Source organism: Robiginitalea aestuariiviva (assembly GCF_029537735.1).
Classification (GTDB): domain Bacteria; phylum Bacteroidota; class Bacteroidia; order Flavobacteriales; family Flavobacteriaceae; genus Robiginitalea; species Robiginitalea aestuariiviva.
Genome location: NZ_JARPUQ010000003.1, coordinates 395,932 through 417,442, shown reverse-complemented (window position 1 = coordinate 417,442; position 21,511 = coordinate 395,932). Strand labels below are relative to the sequence as shown.

At 55.2% G+C, this 21,511-nt stretch carries 20 protein-coding genes; 6 read left to right on the top strand and 14 right to left on the bottom strand.

Translation table 11 applies throughout. From position 1 onward, the window contains the following. Positions 1-281 precede the first annotated feature (281 nt). Positions 282-968 carry a DUF4294 domain-containing protein gene (locus OZ410_RS14445; RefSeq protein ID WP_277708726.1) on the bottom strand — a complete coding sequence of 229 codons (687 nt, stop codon included), beginning with the start codon at positions 966-968 and terminating at the stop codon, positions 282-284. A gap of 105 nt (positions 969-1,073) precedes the next feature. Here OZ410_RS14445 and OZ410_RS14440 point away from each other — a divergent pair, with 105 nt between their 5' ends. Further along, positions 1,074-2,162: a M42 family metallopeptidase gene (locus OZ410_RS14440; protein WP_277708725.1), complete on the top strand. Its 1,089-nt coding sequence runs from the start codon at positions 1,074-1,076 to the stop codon at positions 2,160-2,162. Positions 2,163-2,172: 10 nt separating this feature from the next. Beyond that, positions 2,173-2,721: an NUDIX hydrolase gene (locus OZ410_RS14435; RefSeq protein ID WP_277708724.1), complete on the top strand. Its 549-nt coding sequence runs from the start codon at positions 2,173-2,175 to the stop codon at positions 2,719-2,721. Here the strand turns inward: OZ410_RS14435 and hisS are convergent. The 6 genes from hisS to rpsF all read right to left on the bottom strand — a co-directional run bounded on the left by hisS (position 2,710) and on the right by rpsF (position 9,041). Continuing rightward, the gene (gene hisS, locus OZ410_RS14430) at positions 2,710-4,092 is read right to left on the bottom strand and encodes a histidine--tRNA ligase (protein ID WP_277708723.1); all 1,383 of its coding nucleotides are present in this window, start codon (positions 4,090-4,092) and stop codon (positions 2,710-2,712) included. The two genes, OZ410_RS14435 and hisS, sit on opposite strands and share 12 nt — an antisense overlap. A gap of 48 nt (positions 4,093-4,140) precedes the next feature. Further along, entirely contained in the window at positions 4,141-4,614 is a 474-nt protein-coding gene (locus OZ410_RS14425) for a DUF6495 family protein (RefSeq protein ID WP_277708722.1), read from the bottom strand. Positions 4,615-4,668: 54 nt separating this feature from the next. Next, a complete protein-coding gene (locus OZ410_RS14420; protein WP_277708721.1) occupies positions 4,669-7,830 on the bottom strand; it encodes a TonB-dependent receptor in 3,162 nt (1,053 codons plus the stop codon). Between the two features lie 109 nt (positions 7,831-7,939). Continuing rightward, positions 7,940-8,389 carry a 50S ribosomal protein L9 gene (gene rplI / locus OZ410_RS14415; RefSeq protein ID WP_277708720.1) on the bottom strand — a complete coding sequence of 150 codons (450 nt, stop codon included), beginning with the start codon at positions 8,387-8,389 and terminating at the stop codon, positions 7,940-7,942. A 12-nt stretch (positions 8,390-8,401) separates the two neighbouring features. Continuing rightward, positions 8,402-8,698 (bottom strand): 30S ribosomal protein S18, encoded by a 297-nt coding sequence (rpsR, locus tag OZ410_RS14410; protein ID WP_088342377.1) that lies wholly within the window; start codon positions 8,696-8,698, stop codon positions 8,402-8,404. Positions 8,699-8,702: 4 nt separating this feature from the next. Further along, complete coding sequence (rpsF, locus tag OZ410_RS14405) at positions 8,703-9,041, bottom strand: 30S ribosomal protein S6 (RefSeq protein ID WP_277708719.1); 339 nt, start codon at positions 9,039-9,041, stop codon at positions 8,703-8,705. Positions 9,042-9,286: 245 nt separating this feature from the next. On the opposite strand from rpsF, the gene OZ410_RS14400 reads away from it, so the two are divergent. After that, positions 9,287-9,979, top strand: coding sequence for a LytR/AlgR family response regulator transcription factor (locus tag OZ410_RS14400; RefSeq protein ID WP_277708718.1), 693 nt, complete (start codon positions 9,287-9,289; stop codon positions 9,977-9,979). Here the strand turns inward: OZ410_RS14400 and priA are convergent, their stop codons facing one another. The 3 genes from priA to nadC are packed head-to-tail and all read right to left on the bottom strand — an operon-like array spanning position 9,980 to position 14,275. Next, positions 9,980-12,436: a replication restart helicase PriA gene (gene priA, locus OZ410_RS14395; protein WP_277708717.1), complete on the bottom strand. Its 2,457-nt coding sequence runs from the start codon at positions 12,434-12,436 to the stop codon at positions 9,980-9,982. A gap of 9 nt (positions 12,437-12,445) precedes the next feature. Further along, positions 12,446-13,417 carry a YihY/virulence factor BrkB family protein gene (locus OZ410_RS14390; RefSeq protein ID WP_277708716.1) on the bottom strand — a complete coding sequence of 324 codons (972 nt, stop codon included), beginning with the start codon at positions 13,415-13,417 and terminating at the stop codon, positions 12,446-12,448. Beyond that, positions 13,418-14,275: a carboxylating nicotinate-nucleotide diphosphorylase gene (nadC, locus tag OZ410_RS14385; RefSeq protein WP_277708715.1), complete on the bottom strand. Its 858-nt coding sequence runs from the start codon at positions 14,273-14,275 to the stop codon at positions 13,418-13,420. 100 nt (positions 14,276-14,375) lie between these two features. On the opposite strand from nadC, the gene OZ410_RS14380 reads away from it, so the two are divergent. Then, the gene (locus OZ410_RS14380) at positions 14,376-14,846 is read left to right on the top strand and encodes a 23S rRNA (pseudouridine(1915)-N(3))-methyltransferase RlmH (protein WP_277708714.1); all 471 of its coding nucleotides are present in this window, start codon (positions 14,376-14,378) and stop codon (positions 14,844-14,846) included. A gap of 214 nt (positions 14,847-15,060) precedes the next feature. On the opposite strand, the gene serA is transcribed toward OZ410_RS14380, so the two are convergent. The 4 genes from serA to OZ410_RS14360 form a co-directional block, all read right to left on the bottom strand. Next, a complete protein-coding gene (gene serA, locus OZ410_RS14375) occupies positions 15,061-16,944 on the bottom strand; it encodes a phosphoglycerate dehydrogenase (protein WP_277708713.1) in 1,884 nt (627 codons plus the stop codon). Positions 16,945-17,098: 154 nt separating this feature from the next. After that, positions 17,099-17,791, bottom strand: coding sequence for a DUF3307 domain-containing protein (locus OZ410_RS14370; protein WP_277708712.1), 693 nt, complete (start codon positions 17,789-17,791; stop codon positions 17,099-17,101). Then, positions 17,782-18,402, bottom strand: coding sequence for a hypothetical protein (locus OZ410_RS14365; protein WP_277708711.1), 621 nt, complete (start codon positions 18,400-18,402; stop codon positions 17,782-17,784). The genes OZ410_RS14370 and OZ410_RS14365 overlap by 10 nt, the downstream gene beginning before the upstream one ends. A 69-nt stretch (positions 18,403-18,471) precedes the next feature. After that, complete coding sequence (locus OZ410_RS14360) at positions 18,472-18,942, bottom strand: methyltransferase family protein (protein ID WP_277708710.1); 471 nt, start codon at positions 18,940-18,942, stop codon at positions 18,472-18,474. Positions 18,943-18,985: 43 nt separating this feature from the next. On the opposite strand from OZ410_RS14360, the gene OZ410_RS14355 reads away from it, so the two are divergent. Further along, positions 18,986-19,585 carry a non-canonical purine NTP diphosphatase gene (locus OZ410_RS14355; RefSeq protein ID WP_277708709.1) on the top strand — a complete coding sequence of 200 codons (600 nt, stop codon included), beginning with the start codon at positions 18,986-18,988 and terminating at the stop codon, positions 19,583-19,585. Between the two features lie 140 nt (positions 19,586-19,725). After that, a complete protein-coding gene (locus tag OZ410_RS14350; RefSeq protein WP_277708708.1) occupies positions 19,726-21,489 on the top strand; it encodes a DEAD/DEAH box helicase in 1,764 nt (587 codons plus the stop codon). Positions 21,490-21,511: the final 22 nt, after the last annotated feature.

The window sequence follows — 21,511 nt, the reverse complement described above, 5'->3', positions numbered from 1 at the left end:
AGTCTTCCGCCCCGCTAAAGGCAGAAGAGTTGCTGTCTGTCAATATGTCAATGACCTTGGGGCGCCTTTCGCTCCCCCTTGCACTCCCCGAAACAAACCTGCGTTTCCCTCGAAAAGCGGGTGCAAATATAGGATGGTTTTTTGAAATTACCACCAAATATTTCCGGTAAATTTTGAAACTTTTTTTGCCCCTGATCCTAATGCGCTAAAAACTAGAATTTTGAAGTATCAGACGCCAAAAAAAGGACAATCAAGATAGTGAAAGAATTCCGAACGCGCAATTATTCCACCTCCTTTTTGGCCACATTCCACTTGTTGGTGAGACTTGCGTAGTCATAATCGGCCTTGGCTTTCTGGGGCTCCAGCTGCCCGGCGGCAAAAGCCCGTTGCAGGATATCTTCAATCAGATAATCTTCGTGGATCAGATCCGGATGGAATTCCTCCTTAATGCTGATGTCGAACATGCGGGCCGTGGTCTGGTACCAGAAGGCACGCCAGCCGCTGCGCAGCTCCCGCACCAGTTCGAAGGCGGTAATCCCGGTTTGCCGGTAGATGAGTTTCACCAGGATCTGACCCTCCGTACGGGTCAATTTTTTGAGCTCCCCGGAGAATTCCTCTTCAATAAACCGTTGCACAACTTTGGTGTACTGCTTGCGCTTGCGGCGGGACTGCACCTGCTCCAGGCGGGAGTTAAGCTCCACCAGCCGGTCAGCCGCCAGCTTGGCATAAGGGTAGACCTTCAGGGTCTTTCGCCTGAGGATGTAATAACGTAACTTATCCTGGTAAGTGTCGAACTTGAGCTTCCCGAAGATATAGACCTCTTCCAGTTCGATGGAACTCCGGAATATGGAATCCCCTTCCACAATGATCAGCTGTTGCTGGATGGAATCCAGGGGCTCTTCCGGGACCTGGGCCCAGAGCCCGGCCGGAATGCCACACATCAAAAGGAAGATCGCGATTTGCTTCATGCCAGGCTACTCTTAGCGGCAGCAATCCAAAAGTAACGATAATGGGCTGCAAACGGTATTAAATAAGTGTGAAAATGGCTAATTTTACACCAAACCCAAGCGAAGATGAAAACAGATCAGATCCTGGACCAGAAGGCCCTTGAATTCTTTGAACAATACCTGAACAACGCCTCCCCTACCGGGCACGAATGGGAAGGCCAGAAGTTGTGGATGCAATACCTGAAGCCTTATGTGGACAGCTTTATCACGGACACCTATGGGACTGCGGTAGGGGTTATTAACCCGGATGCCCCCTACAAGGTAGTGATCGAAGGGCATTCCGACGAGATCTCCTGGTACGTGAATTACATTACGGACAACGGGCTGATCTATGTGATCCGCAACGGGGGGAGCGACCACCAGATTGCCCCTTCCAAATGGGTGAACATCCATACCGACAACGGCATCGTGAAAGGCGTTTTTGGCTGGCCGGCTATCCACACCCGCGACCGTGCCAAGGAGGAAGCGCCCAAACTGGAGAACATCTTTATCGACATCGGAGCCAAGGATAAGGAAGAAGTAGAGAAAATGGGCGTGCATGTGGGCTGCGTGATAACCTACCCGGACACGTTCAATGTGCTGAACGGAGATAAATTTGTGTGCCGGGCCATCGATAACCGGGCCGGCGGCTTTATGATTGCCCAGGTGGCCCGCCTGCTGCACGAAAACAAGAAAAAACTTCCCTTTGGCCTGTACATCACCAATTCGGTGCAGGAGGAAATCGGGCTTCGCGGGGCCGAGATGATTACCAACCGCCTGAAACCGGATGCGGCCATCATCACAGACGTGTGCCACGACACCACTACCCCTATGATTGAAAAGAAGAAGGAGGGACTGATCGAGATGGGTTCCGGCCCGGTAATTTCCTACGCCCCGGCCGTACAACACAAGCTTCGGGACCGGATCCTGAGCGCGGCCCGGGAATCCGAAATTCCGTTCCAGCGCCTGGCCGCTTCCCGTATGACGGGGACGGATACCGATGCTTTTGCCTACTCCAACGGGGGGGTGGCTTCTGCCCTGATCTCCCTCCCGTTGCGCTATATGCACACTACGGTAGAAATGGTCCACAAGGAAGATGTGGCCAATGTAATCCGTCTGATCTACGAAACCCTGTTGCGGATCGAAGCCGGGGAATCCTTCAGCTATTTCGAATAACCCAATACAAATGGACGAGCGCATCGATATCTGGGATTCCGAAGGGAGGCCCACCGGGCGCTCGGCCCTGAAATCCGAGGCGCACCGCATGGGGTGGTGGCACCCTACGGTGCACGTATGGGTGTACACGCCCCAGGCGCAGGTACTTCTGCAGCAACGGGGTTTGAATAAGGTTACTTTTCCGGGGTTATGGGATGTTTCCGTGGCCGGGCACATGGGTGCCGGGGAGGCACCGGAGGAGGCTGCGCTGCGCGAAATACAGGAAGAGATTGGCCTGGAGGCCGTACCCTCCGGGCTGGAATACCTGGGCCTGCATCAGGAACAGCACCAGCACCCCGGGGGGATTACCGATTCGGAGTTCCACCACCTGTTTCTCTTGCGCGTGGCCCATTCCGGCTTAAAGCTCATTCCCCAGGCTTCGGAGGTAGCCGCCCTGCGCTGGGAACCCCTTACCCAGCTGGCCGAGGCCACCTGGGGGCTGGCCAACCCCGGGGCATATGTGCCCCACGGCAGCGCGTATTACGCTAAAATCATTAAGGAAATCCGATCACGGTTGTAGGCGGTCGGCAAACTGCTCCCAGGCATTCAGGGAGTAGGTGTCCTGGGTGCCGCCCTGCATATCGCGCACGGTAAAGGTGCCGCTGGCGAGTTCCTCTTCCCCGATCAGCACCACATAGGGCACTGCGCGACGGTCCGCGTACTTGAATTGTTTCCCCACCTTTGCAGCTGTCGGGTACAGATCTGCCCGGATACCGCGATTGCGCAGGTTCAGGACCAGTTGCTGGGCCGCATCGGCCTCCTGCTGCCCGAAATTCACGCAAAATACATCCAGGGCGCGGTCCAGGGTTTGAGGAAACAATCCCAGTTGTTCCATAACCAGGTAAATGCGGTCCAGACCAAAGGAAATCCCCACCCCGCTCATGTCCTGCAGGCCAAAGATGCCGGTCAGGTCGTCATATCGCCCGCCCCCGCCAATGGAGCCCATATTCACGCCTTCGGGCGCAGCCACTTCAAAAATGGCCCCGGTGTAGTAATTCAGGCCGCGGGCCAGGGTAATATCCAGTTCCAGGGTGGCTGCCTTCAAGCCCAGGGCTGCGGTGCGTGCCACCAGGGTTTCCAGCTCGTCCAGCCCTTCCATCCCCTGGGCAGAGCCCGAGAGGAGGCCGCGCAGGGCTTCTATCTTTTGTGAGGCAGTCCCTTTTAATTCAAAAAGGGGCGCCGCCTTGGCGATGGCCTCCCGCGAAATGCCCTTGCCTTCCATTTCGGCTTCCACCTTATCCCGGCCAATTTTGTCGAGCTTGTCCAGGGCTACGGTAAAGTCTACCAAACGGTCTGCTGCCCCGATTACCTCGGCAATGCCAGAAAGCACCTTGCGGTGGTTCAGTTTTAGGGTAACCCCTTGCAGGCCCAGGTCTGCAAAGGCCCGGTCGTAAAGCTGTATGAATTCCGCCTCCTGTACGGTGCCGCGGGCACCGACCACATCCGCATCGCACTGGTAGAACTCCCGGAAACGGCCCCGCTGGGGGCGGTCGGCCCGCCATACCGGCTGGATCTGGTACCGCTTGAACGGGAATTCGAGTTCGTTCTGGTGCATGACCACATAGCGCGCAAAAGGTACAGTCAGGTCGTAGCGCAGGGCCTTCTCACTAATCTGCGGGGTGAGGGCCTGGGCATCGGCCTGCTGCAGGGCAGAAAGGTCTGCCTTAGATAGGAAATCCCCGGAGTTCAGGATCTTAAAGATGAGCCGGTCTCCCTCCTCCCCGTACTTCCCCATCAGGGTGTCGTAGTTCTCCATGGCCGGGGTTTCGATGGGCTGGAAGCCAAACAGTTCAAATTGCCGGCGGATCCGCTCGATAATAAAGTTGCGTCGGGCTACTTCGGCCGGGGAAAAATCCCGGGTACCTTTGGGAATGGAGGGTTTCTGGGCCATCGCTCGGGTTTGTTGCTGCAAATATAAGGGAAGCCTGCGGGATGCGGGCTAGGTATCGATCACTTCCTCGAACCAGCGGTAGAGATCGCCCCGGGTAATGACTGCCCCTTTTTCGATCAGTTCGAATTTGTCCTGGTTGGGGTCGTCCGAATAGGCTTTGGCCGCCGTCAGGTATTCGACAAAATCGGATTGCCAGTTCTTTTTAAACCAGCCAAAACCCTCCGGGGTGCCCAGGTCCACCTCCGGGTTGTTTACCTTTACGGAGATCAGTTTCATCTCCTTCTCCGTCAGGTAGAACAGGTTCATATGGTGCGTCCCCAGGTGCTCCAGGTAGGCCACCCGCCCCAGGACCCCTTCCCAGATCAGATCGCTGAAGACATCCAATTCCTGTTCGGCTACCTCCGGCTTCCGGGCTTTAATGTCTGCCCATTCCTCCGCGGTAATGGATTGGGTAGCCAGGAAATTGATGAATTCCTCGTGCAGTTCTTCCAGTTGCTCCCGGGTGAGTCTACGGTATTTCATAAAAAAACCGTCCGGCTTTAGGGCCGGACGGTACAAAATTAAGGATTCTGCTGCCTAGTTAAAAATATAACGCACCCCAAGCTGTGCCCTCCAGCGGGAACGCGCATCGGTAGCCGCCGTAAAGGTCTGCGCCAGGTTTTCGTCAAAAGAGTAGGTGGGCACATTATTGGCATCAACGCTAACCCCGAGCAACTGATTGAAGGCGGGTTCTTCCACCACGCCCCAGTTGGAGTTGACCAGGTTTCCGATATTCAGAACGTCCAGGCTCAGCTGCAGGGTGTGCTTTTGCGCCAGGTGGATGTCCTGCAGCACCTTCAGGTCCCAGCGGCCCCTCCAGGGCGCCAGTGCGCCATAGCGCTCGGCATACTGTCCGCGGTTGTCGCTCAGGTAATCGTCCTGCCCGATAAAGGCCTCAAAAGCCGCCGCATCGCTGGCCTCGGCCCAGTTCATCTGCTGCACTTCCTGGGCGGTGGGGATGTACAACAGGTCGTTGATGCTGGACCCATCGTTGTTGATGTCCCCTCCGTAGATGTAGTTGTAGCGGTTGCCCCGGGCATACTCAAAGAAGGTGGATACCGTGGTCCCGAAATCAAAGGCCTTAGAGAACACCCCGATGATGCGGTGCATATCCCCGTACTTGGAAAACGCCAACACATCGTTGTTGGCATTGCCTACAATGGCATTCCCGGCAAAGGCATCACCGGTAATTTCGGCCTCAATGGAATTGACCTCCTTGGCATTCAGGTAACTGTAAGCCAGGCGGCCGTACATGCCGTTATCCCAGGTTTTTTCGGCCTTCAGGGCAAGGTTCCAGATCCGTCCCTGGTCGGAGTTGGTAAAGACATAGGCATTGGTAGAGCCCCCAAAAATCTGGGACTTGTCCCCATTGGCATAAACCGCCCGGTTGTCTGCCCCCTGCAAGGTCCCGGAAGGGGTATCCAGCCCCCAGTTCTGAACATGGGGGGCATTGATGTCACGCGTATAGGACAGGTCTCCGGTAAGGACCAGGTTGTTTTCCAGGCGCTTATCCACACCCAGGTTGGTACGCCATACCTGGGGGAACTGGAATGCCGGATCCACCACCTGATAGAAGAAGAAGTCTACGCCCTGTACCTGGTTGCCCAGCCACACGAAGGGGAAGCGTCCGGTAAAGAGTCCGGTACCCCCCCGCACCTGCAGGGTATTGTCTCCGTGCACATCCCAGTTCATACCCAGACGGGGAGAAACCAGGAAGTTGTTGTTGGGCATTTGCTCGGAATCCAGGTAAACGGCTTCGCCGGTTTCCGGGTCATAGTATTCAATGGACGGGATATAGGTGCCGCTGGCCCCGCCCTTGCGTTCAATGTTGTCCCTTACCTTATCCGCCGTGTCAAAGAACAGGGGCTTATCGAAACGCACCCCATAGGTGAGTTTGAAATCGCGCGTCAGGTTCCATTCGTCCTGCATATAAAAAGCCAGCTGGCCTACATTGGTTTCTGCCAATGACCATCCTCCGGGGTTGCCTGTGCCGTTGGCGCTCAGGCTGCGGTCTGCCGCAATAGCCGCATTGAAAGCCTGCTGCAGCGCTCCGGAGGTGGCATAATCCGGGAAATCCGTGATGGTCGTAGTGGGGAAGAATACGCCCTGTGCGCCATAGGTTCCCAGGTTAAAGGAGTTGTCGAATTGGAACTTTTCGAAGGAAAAGCCCACGGTGTAGGTATGGTCCCCTTTGAAAATATTCAGGTTATCGGTGATCTGGAATACCTTTTGATCCAGGCGGTTGTTGATGGAAAAAGGTTCATGCCCCGCAATGATGTAGTTGGAGCTGCCCGTGGCATCCAGGATGGTAAGGGTCGGAGCCGGGGAGGATAAGGGAGTCCGGAAGTCGTCAAAATGGGTGTACCCTACCTGCAACTTGTTGGTGGCTTCCCCGGAAAGGGTGCTGTTCAGTTCCAATTGTACGGACTGGATACGGTTGTTGATTTGGTATCCCGTATTCTCAAATTGAAGGGTGGACGCATTCGGCCCCCGGAATCCCAGGGCACTGGGGTGGGCGGGTTTCTCCTTGGAGGCATCCAGGAAGTTGTAGATAAACGCCAACCGGTTATTGTCGTTGATGTTCCAATCCAGCTTGAAGATCCCTTTGGTGGATTCCTGGTCAAAGTTGAACCCTTCGTAACGGCCGGGGTTGTAATAAATAGGGTTGCCCTGTCCGTCCCGGCCTACTACGACCTGCCGCAGGTAGCTGTCTACCATCTGAAAATCGGAAGCCAGAACCCGGGATTCGTTAATGCTGCCCGCTCCCCGGTTGGGCACAAAGCCGGCAGTACCCAACTCGGTCAGGTCGTCCTTTTCAAAGTTGGCAAAATAAAAGAGCTTGTTTTCAATAATGGGGCCGCCAATGCTGAACCCGAATTGGGTCTGCTCCAGGCCGGTTTTGAATACATCGTCCCCGTTAATCTTGCCCCCGGTAAGGTCGTCGTTGCGGAAGAACCCGTACACCGTCGCATACAGGTCGTTGGAACCGCTGCGGGTTACCGCGTTTACCGAGGCCCCGGTAAACCCGGCCTGGGTTACGTCATACGGGGCTGTGGATACCTGGATCTGGTCAATCGCATCCAGGGAAATAGGAGTAGCCTCCGTTTGCCCCCCGGGCTGGGCCGCATCCAGTCCGAACGGGTTGTTGAAAATAGCCCCGTCCAGCGAGAAATTATTAAACTGATCGTTGCGTCCCCCAAAAGAACCGTTACTGGCTGTAGGCTCCAACCGGGTAAAATCGTTGGTGGAGCGGGAAATGGTAGGCAAGCGGGTAATTTCCCGGCGCCCCACACTGGTTTCGGCCCCGGTGCGGTCACTGCCAAAGGTGGCGTTGCGATCCGAGGTTACCACTACTTCCTCCAGCGCCTGGCTTTGTTCCACCAATTGTACATCCATTGTATAGGTTTTCCCCAGGGTCAGAAAAACATCGGATTGTTGCTGGCTGGCAAAGCCCACATAGGAAATGGTTACTTCATACGGGCCACCCACACGAAGGTTCAGCAAATTAAAGCGGCCATCTTCGTTGGTGATGGCTCCGTAACGGGTTCCCGTTGGCGTGTGCAGAGCTACTACGTTGGCTCCAAGCAGGACCTCGCCTTGCTGGTCCGTAACCGTACCCCGGATATTGGAGGTGGTTACCTGGGCTGCCAGGGGCGCGGTGGCCAGGCAAACCCATAACAGTAAGAGTTTCGCTTTCATAAATTTTGATTTCGTTAGTTAGCTATCCTTTCCCGGTTAAGGGAGGTTGAAGATAAGGCAAAAAAAAAGAGCTATGCATGCATAGCTCTTTAAATTTTCACTGGGAAAATTACTTCTCCGGCACCACCTCGAACCCGAAAGGTACCACCACCTCGCGGTGCAGGCGGATTTCGGCTTCATAAGGGCCAGCGCGCTTGATGGCGCCCCCTTTGATGCTGATGTACTTCTTGTCGATGGCGTGGCCTTCCTTCTCCAGGACAGCAGCCAGATCAATGTTGGTTACAGAGCCAAAGAGCTTATCCGCATCCCCAACCTTGGCCGGAATCTTAACCTCCAGACTTTTCAGGGCTTCGGCAGTCTTCTCGGCGGCTTCAATTACCTGCTTTTCCTTGTGGGCTTTCTGCCGCAGGTTTTCGGCCAGTACCTTTTTCGCGGAGGAGGTGGCCAGAACAGCCATCCCCTGAGGAATCAGGTAATTGCGTCCGTAACCGTTTTTCACTGTTACCACGTCGTCTTTGAACCCGAGGTTCTCAACGTCTTGCTTTAAGATCAATTCCATGCTTCCTTCCGTTTATTTTAACAAATCTCCTACGTAAGGCATCAGGGCCAGGTGACGGGCCCGTTTGATGGCCTGAGCCGCTTTGCGCTGATACTTCAGGGAAGTACCTGTGAGGCGGCGGGGCAGTATCTTGCCCTGCTCGTTCACGAGCTTCATCAGGAAATCCGGATCCTTGTAGTCGATGTATTTGATGCCGGATTTCTTGAACCGGCAATATTTCTTTTGTTTGGCAGTCTCGATGTTCAACGGGGTCAGATACCGGATCTCCCCGTCTTTCTTGCCTTTTGCTTGTTGTTGTAATGTGGCCATACCCTTACGCTTTAGCTTTTAGTTTGGTTCTGCGTTTCTCCGCCCACTCAATGGCGTGCTTGTCCAGTTTAACGGTCAGAAAGCGCATGATGCGCTCATCCCGCTTGAACTCCTGTTCGTACGGGGCCAAAACCTCTCCGGGTGCGGTGAATTCGAACAGATGGTAGAATCCGCTCTTTTTGTTCTGAATGGGATAAGCCAGCTTCTTCAGTCCCCAATCTTCCTTGGAGACCATCTTGGCACCATTCTTGGTCAAGAAATCCTCGAATTTCTTAACTGTTTCCTCTACCTGAGTGTCAGATAGAACGGGATTTAAAATGAAAACAGTTTCGTAATGGTTCATATATATTAAACATTTAAAAAGGAGCGCAAAAGTAATAATTCTTAGATGCATTCACAAGAAAACCAAAAAAAGTTCGTTATAGCCTTAAGCAATGCAAAATCGTACGCTTAACCTAAACCCAAATCAAATCATGCAGCGTCATCGTCATTGGTACATTATTCACAGCGATGTTTACAACTTTAATTGTAATTCATCGGTGCTTTTAGGTACTTTGTCGATGATTTAACCCCACAAATCAACCCTTTATGAAACTAAGAAGTATCGTGGTTGATGATTCATCAATGCAACGTATGGCGGTTGCCAAGTTGGTGAATAATCATCCTAACCTTGCTCTGGTGGCCGAGTACAGCAATGCGATCGAAGCCAAGAATGGCATCAAAAACAACGAGATCGATCTTATTTTCCTGGACGTAGAAATGCCTATCATCAACGGTTTCGACCTGCTCGAAACCCTGGAGAACCCTCCACAGGTGATCCTCATAACCGGGAAACCGGATTATGCCCTGAAGGCTTTCGACTACGACGTTACCGATTACCTGCACAAACCCATTACCATGGCGCGGTTTGACGCCTCCGTAAAACGGGCGGTAACCAAGTACGAACAAATCAACAAGGTTTCTGAAGACGAAGAGCACATCTTTGTAAAGAGCAACCTGAAAAAACGCAAGGTCTTCCTGAACGAAATCAAATGGATCGAGGCCCTGGGTGACTACATCAAACTGGTTACCGACGATGCCAATATTGTGATCCTGAGTACTATGAAGGCCTTTGAAAAGCAACTGCCCTCCGATAAATTCCTGCGCATCCACAAATCCTACATTGTGAATCTGGAAAAAATCGAAAAGTTCAACAGCAAGAACGTAGAGGTAGGCGGTCGCTCCATTCCCCTGAGCCGGAACAAGAAAACTGAGCTGGCGGAAGCCCTGAGCAACGTATAATCAGATATAATCTACATTATAGACCACACGAATACTTCTGTACTGGGAAATAGCATTAAAGGAACGTTCGATTCTTTTAATGCTATTTTTCGTTGGTGACAGGGGTTGCCCCGGCGGGATTTTCAGCAACACATTCATGTGGTACTGATTGCGGATCCGCGCCACCGCCGGGAATTCCGGCCCCAGCACCTGGGTGCCGAACTGCTGGCGCAGGGCCTGGGCAAACCAGGCGGCTCCCTCCCCCACCCGGTTATACTCCTTATGGCGGAACGTGATCTTTAATATCCGTACCGCCGGCGGGTATCGAAACTGTTCCCGCTCATAGAGTTGCTCCTTGTACATCCCCTCATAATCCCCGTTAGAAACCTGCACCAGGATCTGGTGGTGGGGGTTGTAGGTCTGGATCAGCACCTTGCCCCGTTCCCGGGTGCGGCCCGCGCGGCCGGACACCTGCGTAAGCAACTGGAAGCAGCGTTCGTGGGCGCGGAAATGCGGAAAGTGCAGCAGCGTATCCGCATTCATGATCCCCACCAGGCCCACGTGCCGGAAATCAAGCCCTTTGGTAAGCATCTGGGTGCCTACTAAAATGTCCGTTTCCCGGGCCTCAAAGGCCCCGATAATTTTCTGGTAACCGTATTTGCCCCGGGTGGTATCCAGGTCCATCCGGTCCACGATGGCCTCCGGGAAGAGCTCCCGCAGTTCGGCCTCCACCTGCTCTGTCCCGAAGCCCTTGGTATCCAGGGTGGGGTTGCCGCAGGCCTCGCAGGTCTGTTCCAGGGCCCGGTGGTGGCCGCAGTAATGGCAACGCAATTCATTGCGGTAGCGGTGAAAGGTCAGGCTTACATCGCAGTTGGGGCACTGGGGGGCATGCCCGCAACTCTGGCATTCCACAATGGGGGCGTATCCCCGGCGGTTCTGGAAGAGGATCACCTGCTGGCGGGACGCCAGGGTTTCGGAAATGGCCTCGGCCAGGGGTTCGGAAAACCGCCCTTTCATCCGCTTCTGGCGGTACTGCCGGGCCAGGTCAACCAGTTGGATGTCCGGTAGCAACACGTTCCCGTAGCGGCGTTCCATCCGGGCCAGCGCATATTTACCCTTCTGCACGTTGTGCATGCTTTCGATACTGGGGGTGGCTGAACCCAACAAAACCCGGGCCTTGTGGTAGCCGGCCAGTACTATGGCGGCATCCCGACCGTGGTAGCGGGGGGCCGGATCGAATTGTTTGAAGGTGTTTTCGTGTTCCTCGTCCACCAGCACCAGCCCCAGGTCTGCAAAGGGCAGAAAAAGGGCGGAACGGGCGCCGAGCACTACCGCAGCTTTCTCGGTGCCGGCCTGTACATGGTACCAGAGTTCGGAGCGCTCCATCAGGTTCAGCCGGGAGTGAAAGACCACCACCCGCCTGCCAAAAACGCGTTGCAAACGGTGCACCAGTTGCTGGGTGATCGCGATTTCCGGGACCAGATAAAGCACCTGCCGGTTTTCCTGTAAGGCTTCTTCGATCAGGCGTACATACACCTCGGTTTTCCCGGATGCCGTAACCCCGTAAAGCAATACGGGTTTCCCGCTTGCAAAGCCCTGTCGTACTTGCTGCAGGGCTGCCTCCTGATGCGGGCTCAATACGGGCATAGGGCCGGAAGGCCCCTCCTCCCCTACGGCAATGCGATCTTCCTCCAGCAGATACTCCTCCAGGATTTCCTTATCGATCAAAGCCTTGAGCACAGCCCGGGAGGCTCCTGCCTTTTCCTGCAGCACTTTGCTTTTGACCGGCTTTTCGGCCCCTTCCTGCAACTGGAACAACTGCAACAGGATGGCCGATTGTTTAGGTGCCCGGCCCAGGCTGTCCAGCAAAGTCTCCAGGGCCTGGTCCGACCGGTATTGGGCATGCAGGCGGATGTAGCGCACTGTCTTGGGGGTGTAGCGCTCCTGCAGTTTTTCCTGCAAACGGATCAGCCCCCGGGACCACATGCCGTGCAGAAGGGGGAGCACCCGTTTGCGGTCCACAATCTCCCCGATCTCCCCCACGCTCAGGGCCGGTTGGTGTTCCAGGGCTTCAAGGACCAGGTACTCCAGGTCATTGAGTTCCTCGCCCTGCAGGTCAGTACCTTCCACGCGCAGTACGCGTGTTTCGCTCTCCAGCAGGAATCCTGAGGGTACGGCCGTGCGGAAAACTTCCCCCAGGGTACACATATAATATCCGGCCATCCAGGCCCAGTGCCGGAGCTGCACCGGGCTCACCAGGGGCTGGTCATCCAGCACCCGGAATACCGGCTTGGGGGTATACGCTTCGGGGCGTTCCTTATGAAGGCGCAGTACCAGGCCGGTATAGAGCTTGGACTTCCCAAAGGGTACGGCCACCCTTGCCCCAATGGCTGCAGAGGCCACCTGAGATTCGGAAAGCACATAGGTAAAATTCCGTTCCAGGGGGATGGGCAGTAAGACTTCGGCATAGGTTTCCATAGGCCGGCCTTATTCGTCTTTTCCGAGTTGCTTCCTCAGGTAGGTAAGCGTGGCATTGAGTTCAAAGCCCAACAACAGAATGTTGGCGTTGAGCCAGATGTATACCATCAGGATCAGCAGGCCGCTAAGGGCGCCGTATAATTCATTGTAGCGGGCAAAACTGTCGATATAGATCCCGAACAGGTAGGAAGTCAGGATAATGAGCAGGGTGGTCATCAAAGCGCCGTACGAAAAGAATCTGGCCTTCTTCCCTTCGGCCGTCCCGAAATAATACAGGATGGCCGTGGTCAGGTAGGTAAGCAGGACAAAGAATACAATCTTGGCAATTCGCGCCCCGAAAATCTCCCCTTCGTCCAGTACCACCCCACTGGTGCGGGCCGTAAAATCCGTAAGGTAACCCAGGATATAAAATTCAAAATACACGTAGGCCACCGCCCCGGTGATCAGCAGCAGGGAGAGTACCAGCCCTACCATCAGGGCATAGGCATACTGTTTAAAGAAATTCCGGGTCAGCTCAATATGGTAACTGTTCTCGAAGCCCCCGAAAATGGAGTTCACCCCATTGGCCATCAGTAAGATGGAAATCAAAAAGGAGGTCGAGAGCCACCCGCCCTGCCGCTGGTCCTTGATTTGCTGGTAAACTTCGGAGAAATAGTCGCCCGTGGCAGTTGGCAGGAAGGTCTCCAGGAAATTCAGGAACTCCGCATCAAAATTCTGGTTCCCCAGGCTTACATACGGGATCAAAAACGGGATGAGGGTAATCAGAAAAATCAACAGGGGGAAAATAGCCATAAACAGGCTGAAGGCAATGGCGCTGGCCCGTGTGGAAAGGGCCCCCTGAATGATCCCCCGAACGTACATGGCCAGCAAGTCGTACAGGGAAAGGCCTTCAAAAGCGGTGAGCTGTATGCGCTTGAGCAAAGCTATGGCCTCACGGACCACAGGGAGTTTGAGCAGGCGTTCCTCCAGCGTCATGCCCATTTATTCCGCTTTTAGGCTCAGGTCCAGGTTGTAAACCGAATGCGTAAGGGCCCCGGATGAAATAAAATCCACCCCGCAAGCCGCGTATTCCCGCAACGTCTTTTCGTTGATCCCCCCGGAAGACTCCGTTTGTACCCGCCCGCCAATGCGTTTCACGGCCTTGCGGGTGTCTTCGTAATTAAAATTGTCCAGCAGGATACGGTGTACCCCGGGTTCGGAGAGGATCAGTTCCACCTCCTCCAGGTTTCGCGCCTCCACGATGATTTTCAGGTCCCGCCCGGTGCGCTCCAGATAGTCCCGGGTCTTGCGGATGGCCTGGGGAATACCTCCGGCAAAATCGATGTGGTTGTCCTTAAGCATGATCATGTCGTAGAGGGCAAACCTGTGGTTTTCACCCCCGCCAATGCGCACGGCCCATTTTTCCAGGGCCCGGATCCCGGGGGTGGTTTTCCGGGTATCTAAAATGCGGGTGCCCGTACCCTCCAGTATCTGGGCGTAGCGCGCAGTCTTGGTCGCAATGGCGCTCATACGCTGCATGGCATTGAGTACCAATCGCTCCGCCTTCAGGATGCTCTGGGACGAGCCTGCCACGCGAAAGGCAACATCCCCGTATTTCACCGGGGTGCCGTCCGCGATCAGTACCTCCATCTCCAGGGCCGGGTCTACGGTTTGAAAGACCTGCCGGGCAAACGCCACCCCGGCCAGTATTCCTGAATCCTTGACCAGCAAACGCGCACCGCCCCGGGCTGTTGCGGGGATGCATGCCAGGGAACTGTGGTCCCCGTCGCCCACGTCTTCCCTCAGGGCGTTGGCAATGATAAGGTCGATTTCTTCCTGAAACTTTTCGGGTGAGATCATCGCTGTGGTTTGGTGTACTAAAGTACTAAAATGTTCGGGGAATCCGGGGGGGCACGGCCAGGCATTTTCGGGTCTGCCGCCAATGGTGTACCTTCCCGGGGTGAAACTGCTTTTGCTTGCCGTAGGCCCCACAGATACAGGGGCCCTGACTGAACTGGTCACTACGTTTTCAGACCGGATTGGCCGCTATGTTCCCTTTGAACTGGAATGCATCCCCAATGTGCGGGCAAAAGGGGCAGACCCTGCCCTGTTGCGCCAAAAAGAATCCGACGCCCTCATACGGCGCCTTGAAAGCCGGGACCTGGTCTGGCTGCTGGACGAAAAGGGGAAGGAATTTACTTCACGCCAGTTTGCAGACTATCTCCAGAAAGGGATGAATACCGGCCCTAAGCGCCTGGTACTGGTCATTGGCGGGGCATACGGCTTCGGACCAGAGCTGCAGGCCAGGGCAAACGGGCGCATCTCCCTCTCCCGCATGACTTTTAACCATCAGGTGGTACGCCTGCTGGCCGTGGAACAACTCTACCGCGCCCTGTCCATCCTGAAGGGCGACCCGTATCACAACGATTAAGAATAACCGGAACAAATCCTGCGGGGGTAAGCTGCGGTTTGAGGTTGGTCCGCTGCAATCCGGTTTCGGACCTGCACCCTACTTTTAAGCCGGGTGGGCGGGTGGCTCCCCTAAGAGGCTGCACACAAGGTTTCAACCCAGAAGCCCTACATCCTGAACCCTGGGCCCTTCCCTAAAAGCGCCTGCCCGATTGCCCCCTGCAACCGGCGGGTGGCTAGTACAACACCCGGAATTTTATAGTGTGTTCGATATTCTTCAGCGCCTTGATGGCCGCCTTATTGTAATCCTTATCCAGGTCTGTGATCACATATCCCACGTCGGGATCTGTGGAGAGGTACTGCCCGGTGATGTTCATATCGTAGGAGGCCAGCACCTGGTTGATATGGGCCATAATGCCGGGCACGTTCTTGTGGATGTGCAGGAAGCGGTGGGCCTTTTGCTGCTTGGGCAGGCGGATGTTGGGGAAGTTTACCGCATCTACCGTACTGCCGGAGTTGATGTACTCCATGATCTTGTTGGGCACAAAATCCGCAATGTTGCGCTGGGCCTCTTCCGTACTCCCCCCAATATGCGGGGTAAGGATCACGTTGTCCAGCCCGGCCAGTTCCGTGAGGTAGGGCCCATTGCTGGCGGGTTCTTCCGGATACACGTCAATGGCAGCGCCCCCGAGTTTGCCACTCTTCAGGCCTTCCACCAGGGCGGGGATATCCACTACAAAACCCCGGGAGAGATTAATCAGGCACGCCCCGTGTCGCATCTGCCCGATTTCCCGTTCGCCAATAAAATTCCTGTTGGCGGGGTTGTCGTCCACATGGAGGGTCACCACATCGGAAACGTTCAGCAAATCCTCCAGGCTGTCGCACTTCACGGCGTTGCCCAGGGCCAGCTGTTCGTCCACGTCGTAATAATACACGCGCATGCCCATGGCCTCGGCCAGGACGGAAAGTTGTTTCCCGATATTTCCATAACCCACGATCCCCAGGTTCTTGCCGCGGATTTCCCGGGCATTGGCTGCGGTTTTGTTCCACTGGCCGGAATGAATTTCCGTACTCCGGGGAAAAATGCTGCGCATCAGCATGATAATTTCCCCCACCGCCAGTTCGACCACGGAGCGGGTATTGCTATACGGAGCATTAAAGACCACCACGCCCTTCTGGCGGGCGTAGTCTAAATCTATCTGGGTTGTTCCGATACAGAACGCCCCCACCACCATGAGCTTGTTGGCGGCATCCAGCACCCGTTGGGTTACCTGGGTTTTGGAGCGGATACCCAGCACGTGCACGCCTCTGATCTTTTCCACGAGTTCGTCTTCGGATAGGCTGTGTTTGACCAGCTCTACGGAGAACCCGTCTTCGGTCAGGTTTTCAAAGGCTGCCGGGTGTACATTCTCCAGCAATAAAATCTTGATACGGTTCTTGGGGTAGGAAAGGTTTCTAGGCAAATCGTTTACAAATAAAAATTCATCCAGGTTGGGGGCTACGTGATCCGCATGGCGGGTAGCCTTGTCGCGGTGCACGTTTTCGGTATAGGCGAAAAATTTATGGGCAATTCCGGCCTCGCGCATCACATAATCGCTGTAGCCGTCGCCAATGACCTGTACCTCGCCTTCCAGGTTCAGGGCGCGCAGGCAGTCGATCTTCCCGTTGTGTGCAGCCAGGTAATTTTCCTTGTCGAAACCGACAATATTCCCGTCCGCATCACATTCAAAGGTGTTCGCATAGACCCGCTCCGCTGGGATGTTGTATTCCGAGACAATGGGTACGATAAACTCCTTAAAACCCGCAGAAATCACATAGATATCTTCCGCATAAGTCTCGAAGAATTCCTTATTCGCAGCAATGGATCGGGAAATCTTTTTGCGGAGTTGGGCAATGAGAGGTTTCAGGTCTTTCCGGTGCGCACCCAGCAGGCGGATCCGCCGTTCCAGGGATTCGGTAAAGGAGATGTCTCCGTCTATGCCGAGGTTTGTGATTTCCTGGATTTCCCGGATAATCGCCCCCCGGTCTTCCCGGTCGCCCAGGGTAATTTCGGCCAGGACATCCAGGGCCTCCACCTGGGTCAGGGTGCTGTCAAAATCGAAGACAAATTTGCGGCTCACGGTCAGGTGTTTTCAGGGCGTGAATATAACAAGAAAAACCCGCTTCGGCAGGAAGCCGACGCCAAATTCGAAAGGCCGTTACAAAGGCAGGCGGCTTTGTTAAAAAAATGCGGGCTATCTCCCTTTTCATTGCGAATTCCGCATTGGGAAGGCTTTAGCCCATCCGGGCCAGCAGCCCTGCGCAAATGGCCATTCCAAAGCTTAGCAGCGTACCTATGAGGATATACTCCGTCCATTTGCGGTTGTTCTGCTCCTTCAGGTCGTTAAAACGGAACACGGACTTGGCGGCAATCAGCAGGCCTATGGCTTCCCAGTGGTCCAGCAGGATAAAAAGGAACACCAGCAGCCGCTCCAGAATGCCGATATACATCCCCGCCCCGGGCAGGGAAGCGTGGTCCCACTGGATCTGACGGGACAACCCTTCCAGCAGGCGGGCGTTCAGGATGGCGGCCGGGTAAGTCACAAAAAATAACCCGGTAACCAGGGCCCAGTTGGTCTGCTGCAACATCCCCTGCAAGGCCTCCAGGGTATGCGGATAAGAGGCCACGGCCCCCAGCACGGCCAGGTGTGCGGCCTGGTCCAGCAGGAATGGGACTTCTACCCGCTTATACCTTTTTTCGGTATACAGCTTGACCAGGTCAATTACCCCATGGGACAACGCCACCAGCAGGGCGGGTTTCCATCCCGAGGGCGTCCAGAGCAGCAACCAGGCCAGCCCAAAATGGATGCCCACATGCAGGTAAAAAAAAGGCGATGCCGCCTTTCGGGCCTGTTTATGGATCAGGGCCCGGCGGGGTTGGAGCAGAAAGTCCCCAAGCAGGTGGGCCAACAGGAGTTTTACGAACATGGGGGCAGGGTTTTGAGGTAATCGGTTTGATAATATTCCAGTAATTCCCACACCAGATCCAGGCGAGCCCGGCTTTGGCGCTGGCTAACGGCAGGCTGCCGGATGCCCAGGCTATTGGCGAGTTCCTGCTGGGAGGCTTCCGGGTGGTCCAGGACCATCCCGGCCATTTCCGCGGAAACCTGTGTCCACTGGTCCATAAACTGGAGGGCCAGTCGCAGCATCAGGTTCAGGGTGCGATCCGGAGCGGCTGCCCCACTGGCTACCTGCAGGTGTATTTTCCGGGTTTTCAGTTGTTCAAAGAGCCTTCCGGAGTGGCGGTAGGCCCCCCCATTGGATTCCGAGAGGTTCGTGGCATGGTGGTTCTCGCCCCCCAACCCGATTGCGATCCGGATATCCATCCCGGAAAAAGTGCGCACCAGGGCCTTTAGGCGGAAGGCTATCCGGAGGGCATCCTTGGGGTCCAGGCGCAACTGCAGTTCATCACCCCGGTAAATGACCCAATCGGACGGGCTTTTGCCCTTGCGGGAGAGCAGGGCCTTAAGCGGCGGCAACCAATCCGCGGGCGGGTGGGCCGCAGAATTGATGAGGTCGGCGGTAAGAACGGCGATCACTGTATAAGGTTTTTAGCTTATTTTTATATATATAAGCAAATATATCAATAATAAAGAACATGCGCAAATCTAAAACCACCTGCGTACGGCCTGGCCATATTGGCGGTAAGCCCCGCCAAAGCGGTCTTCCAAAATTCGCTCTTCAGGCCGGATCTGAAACCGGTTCATATAGGCGACAAACAGGCCGGCCGTTACGGCGTTAAACGCATTGCCCAGCCAGAGGCCCCAGGCCAGCAAAACCAGGAGCAGGGCCAGGTACATGGGATTCCTGCTGAAGCGGAAAACCCCTCCGGTTACCAGTGCCCCGGTCGCTTCCGGGCGGAAGGGGTCCAGGGTGGTCCCCCGCCGGAGGAACTGACCCACGGAAATCAAACCCACCAGGATGCCGAGGCCAGCCAGCACCTGCCAGAGGAGTTCCCTCCCGAAAAAATCGAACTGGCCCACGGGCAAAAAGGCAGCCAGCAGGTACATGGCCCCGCCAAATGCCAGGAAAACCAGGGCTGGCGGGATTTTCAATTCCAATGCATGGGTTCTGAACATCTCTCAAATGTAGTATTTTTGATGTGGAACCGACCCCTGCCCTATGGAAAAAGAATTGGTGTTTGCCACCCATAATCCCCACAAACTGGAAGAAGTCCGCCAGATGCTGCCCCCGGGCTTCCGATTGCTTTCCCTTTCGGATATCGGCTGTATGGAAACCATCCCGGAAACCGCCGAAACCCTGGAAGGTAATGCCCGCCTGAAAGCCGCACACGTGCAGCAACATTACGGGTACGACTGCATTGCAGATGATACCGGCCTTGAAGTAGAAGCCCTGAACGGGGCCCCGGGGGTCTATTCGGCCCGGTATGCCGGCCCAGAGGGCAATGCAAAGGCCAATTGCGAAAAGCTGTTAACCGCCCTGGCCGACACTGATCACCGCAGTGCCCGCTTCCGCACCATCATTGCCCTGACCGAAGGGGATACCTTTCATTATTTTGAGGGGGTTGCCCAGGGAGAAATCCTCAGGGCCCCACAAGGAGAAGGCGGTTTCGGGTACGACCCCATCTTCCGCCCCACAGGGCATTCCCGCAGTTTTGCCGAATTGACCCGGGACGAAAAAAACCGGATCAGCCACCGGGGAAAGGCCTTTCGTGCCCTGCAGGCGTTTATGGAGGATGCAGGAGCCCATAAACCAGGCTGAATACCAGAAATTTAAAGTCTTCGAAAAAAGACGGTGTCTGGATTATTCGAAGTATATTTGCCCCCGAATTGCAACCGCCGTCCAACCCTGCTTTCCAATATATTCAGGACGCCGAACGCCTGGTTGACCAACCACACTACATGTCTACATTTACCGATTTGGGGTTGAGCGCCCCTGTTTTAAAAGCCATTGAAGCCCTTGGCTTCGAAACTCCTACTGAAATCCAGCAACGGGCCATCCCCGAATTGCTTACCGGGGATAAGGACCTGGTAGCACTGGCCCAAACCGGTACCGGGAAGACGGCTGCCTTTGGCCTGCCACTGCTGGAGTGTATAGACACCGACAGCCGCACCACCCAGGCGATTATTCTGGCGCCTACCCGCGAGCTCTGCCTGCAGATCACCAACGAAATGCAAGCGTATGCCAAGTTTATCCCTGGGTTCTCGGTGGTTGCCGTATACGGAGGCGCCTCCATTCAGGAACAGGCCCGCGCCCTGAAGCGCGGCGCCCATATCATTGCAGCCACCCCCGGCCGGATCAAGGACATGATCTCCAGGGGCCTGGCAGACCTTTCCAAGGTAACCTACTGCGTGCTGGACGAGGCGGACGAAATGCTGAACATGGGTTTCTATGAAGACCTGACCGACATCCTTTCGCATACCCCTTCGGACAAATCGACCTGGCTTTTTTCGGCTACCATGCCGGATGCCGTAGCCCGGATTGCCCGCGAATTTATGCACCAACCCACCGAATTGACCGTAGGCGGGCGCAACGTGGCCACAGCTACCGTACGCCACGAATATTACTTAGTAGGCGGGCGGGAACGCTACGCCGCTTTGCGCCGTTTGGCCGACGCCAACCCCGGTTTGTTTTCCGTAGTCTTTTGCCGTACCAAAAGGGATGCGCAAAAGGTGGCCGAAAAACTGATTGAAGACGGCTACAATGCGGGGGCCTTACACGGCGACCTCAGCCAACAACAGCGGGATCTGGTCATGAGCGCCTTCCGCAAACGGCAGTTACAATTACTCGTAGCCACCGATGTGGCCGCCCGTGGCATCGATGTGGACGACATCACCCACGTTATCCATTATCAGCTGCCGGACGATATTGAAACCTATACCCACCGGAGCGGCAGAACCGGCAGGGCTGGAAAATCTGGGGTTTCCCTGATTATCATGACCCGATCGGAGCGTGGGCGCATCCGCGCCCTGGAACGCATAACAGGCCGGCCCTTTGAGGAACTGCCCCTGCCCACCGGGATGGAGATCTGCGAAATACAGTTGTATCACCTGGCGGATTCGATCCGCAACACAGAAATCCATCCGGAGGTTAAAACCTACCTGCCCGCCGTGAACGACCTGCTCGACGGCCTGGACCGGGACGATCTAATCGCCAAAATGGTATCGGTAGAATTCAGCCGTTTTGCCGAATTCTATGCCAAAAACCAGGATCCCAAGGCAAGTCCGAAAGCAGGTGGAACGTCCGAACAATTGCCCGGGAATGCCCCGGCGCGCTTCTTTATCAATGTTGGGGAGCGGGACGGGCTGGACTGGATGATCCTCAAGGACATGCTGAAGGAAGCTACCGGCCTGGGCAAAGAAGATATCTTCAAGGTGGAGACCAAGGACAGCTTCTCCTTTTTTAGCACGGAACCCGAAGTAGCCCCCCTGATCCTGGAGAGCCTGAAAGGGGCCAACCTGGAAGGCCGGGAAATCAAGGTGGAACTCACCGATGCTCCCCCGGCATACAAGGGGAAGAAAAAACCCTGGAAAAAAGGCGGGAAGCCCCCCTATGCCAAAAAAGGCAAAGGCTACGGGAAGCCCCCCGGAAAAAAGGGGAAAGGGTATGGGAAACCGGCCGGGAAAAAGAATAAAAAAGGGAAGAAACAAGCTGGTAAAGGCTAGTTAATCCCATGCTAAAATTTGG

Bases quoted from the DNA above. Each gene is read 5' to 3' on its own strand.
- OZ410_RS14445 (WP_277708726.1), bottom strand. From the start codon at position 968: ATGAAGCAAATCGCGATCTTCCTTTTGATGTGTGGCATTCCGGCCGGG.
- OZ410_RS14440 (WP_277708725.1), top strand. From the start codon at position 1,074: ATGAAAACAGATCAGATCCTGGACCAGAAGGCCCTTGAATTCTTTGAA.
- OZ410_RS14435 (WP_277708724.1), top strand. From the start codon at position 2,173: ATGGACGAGCGCATCGATATCTGGGATTCCGAAGGGAGGCCCACCGGG.
- hisS (WP_277708723.1), bottom strand. From the start codon at position 4,092: ATGGCCCAGAAACCCTCCATTCCCAAAGGTACCCGGGATTTTTCCCCG.
- OZ410_RS14425 (WP_277708722.1), bottom strand. From the start codon at position 4,614: ATGAAATACCGTAGACTCACCCGGGAGCAACTGGAAGAACTGCACGAG.
- OZ410_RS14420 (WP_277708721.1), bottom strand. From the start codon at position 7,830: ATGAAAGCGAAACTCTTACTGTTATGGGTTTGCCTGGCCACCGCGCCC.
- rplI (WP_277708720.1), bottom strand. From the start codon at position 8,389: ATGGAATTGATCTTAAAGCAAGACGTTGAGAACCTCGGGTTCAAAGAC.
- rpsR (WP_088342377.1), bottom strand. From the start codon at position 8,698: ATGGCCACATTACAACAACAAGCAAAAGGCAAGAAAGACGGGGAGATC.
- rpsF (WP_277708719.1), bottom strand. From the start codon at position 9,041: ATGAACCATTACGAAACTGTTTTCATTTTAAATCCCGTTCTATCTGAC.
- OZ410_RS14400 (WP_277708718.1), top strand. From the start codon at position 9,287: ATGAAACTAAGAAGTATCGTGGTTGATGATTCATCAATGCAACGTATG.
- priA (WP_277708717.1), bottom strand. From the start codon at position 12,436: ATGGAAACCTATGCCGAAGTCTTACTGCCCATCCCCCTGGAACGGAAT.
- OZ410_RS14390 (WP_277708716.1), bottom strand. From the start codon at position 13,417: ATGGGCATGACGCTGGAGGAACGCCTGCTCAAACTCCCTGTGGTCCGT.
- nadC (WP_277708715.1), bottom strand. From the start codon at position 14,275: ATGATCTCACCCGAAAAGTTTCAGGAAGAAATCGACCTTATCATTGCC.
- OZ410_RS14370 (WP_277708712.1), bottom strand. From the start codon at position 17,791: ATGTTCGTAAAACTCCTGTTGGCCCACCTGCTTGGGGACTTTCTGCTC.
- OZ410_RS14360 (WP_277708710.1), bottom strand. From the start codon at position 18,942: ATGTTCAGAACCCATGCATTGGAATTGAAAATCCCGCCAGCCCTGGTT.
- OZ410_RS14355 (WP_277708709.1), top strand. From the start codon at position 18,986: ATGGAAAAAGAATTGGTGTTTGCCACCCATAATCCCCACAAACTGGAA.
- OZ410_RS14350 (WP_277708708.1), top strand. From the start codon at position 19,726: ATGTCTACATTTACCGATTTGGGGTTGAGCGCCCCTGTTTTAAAAGCC.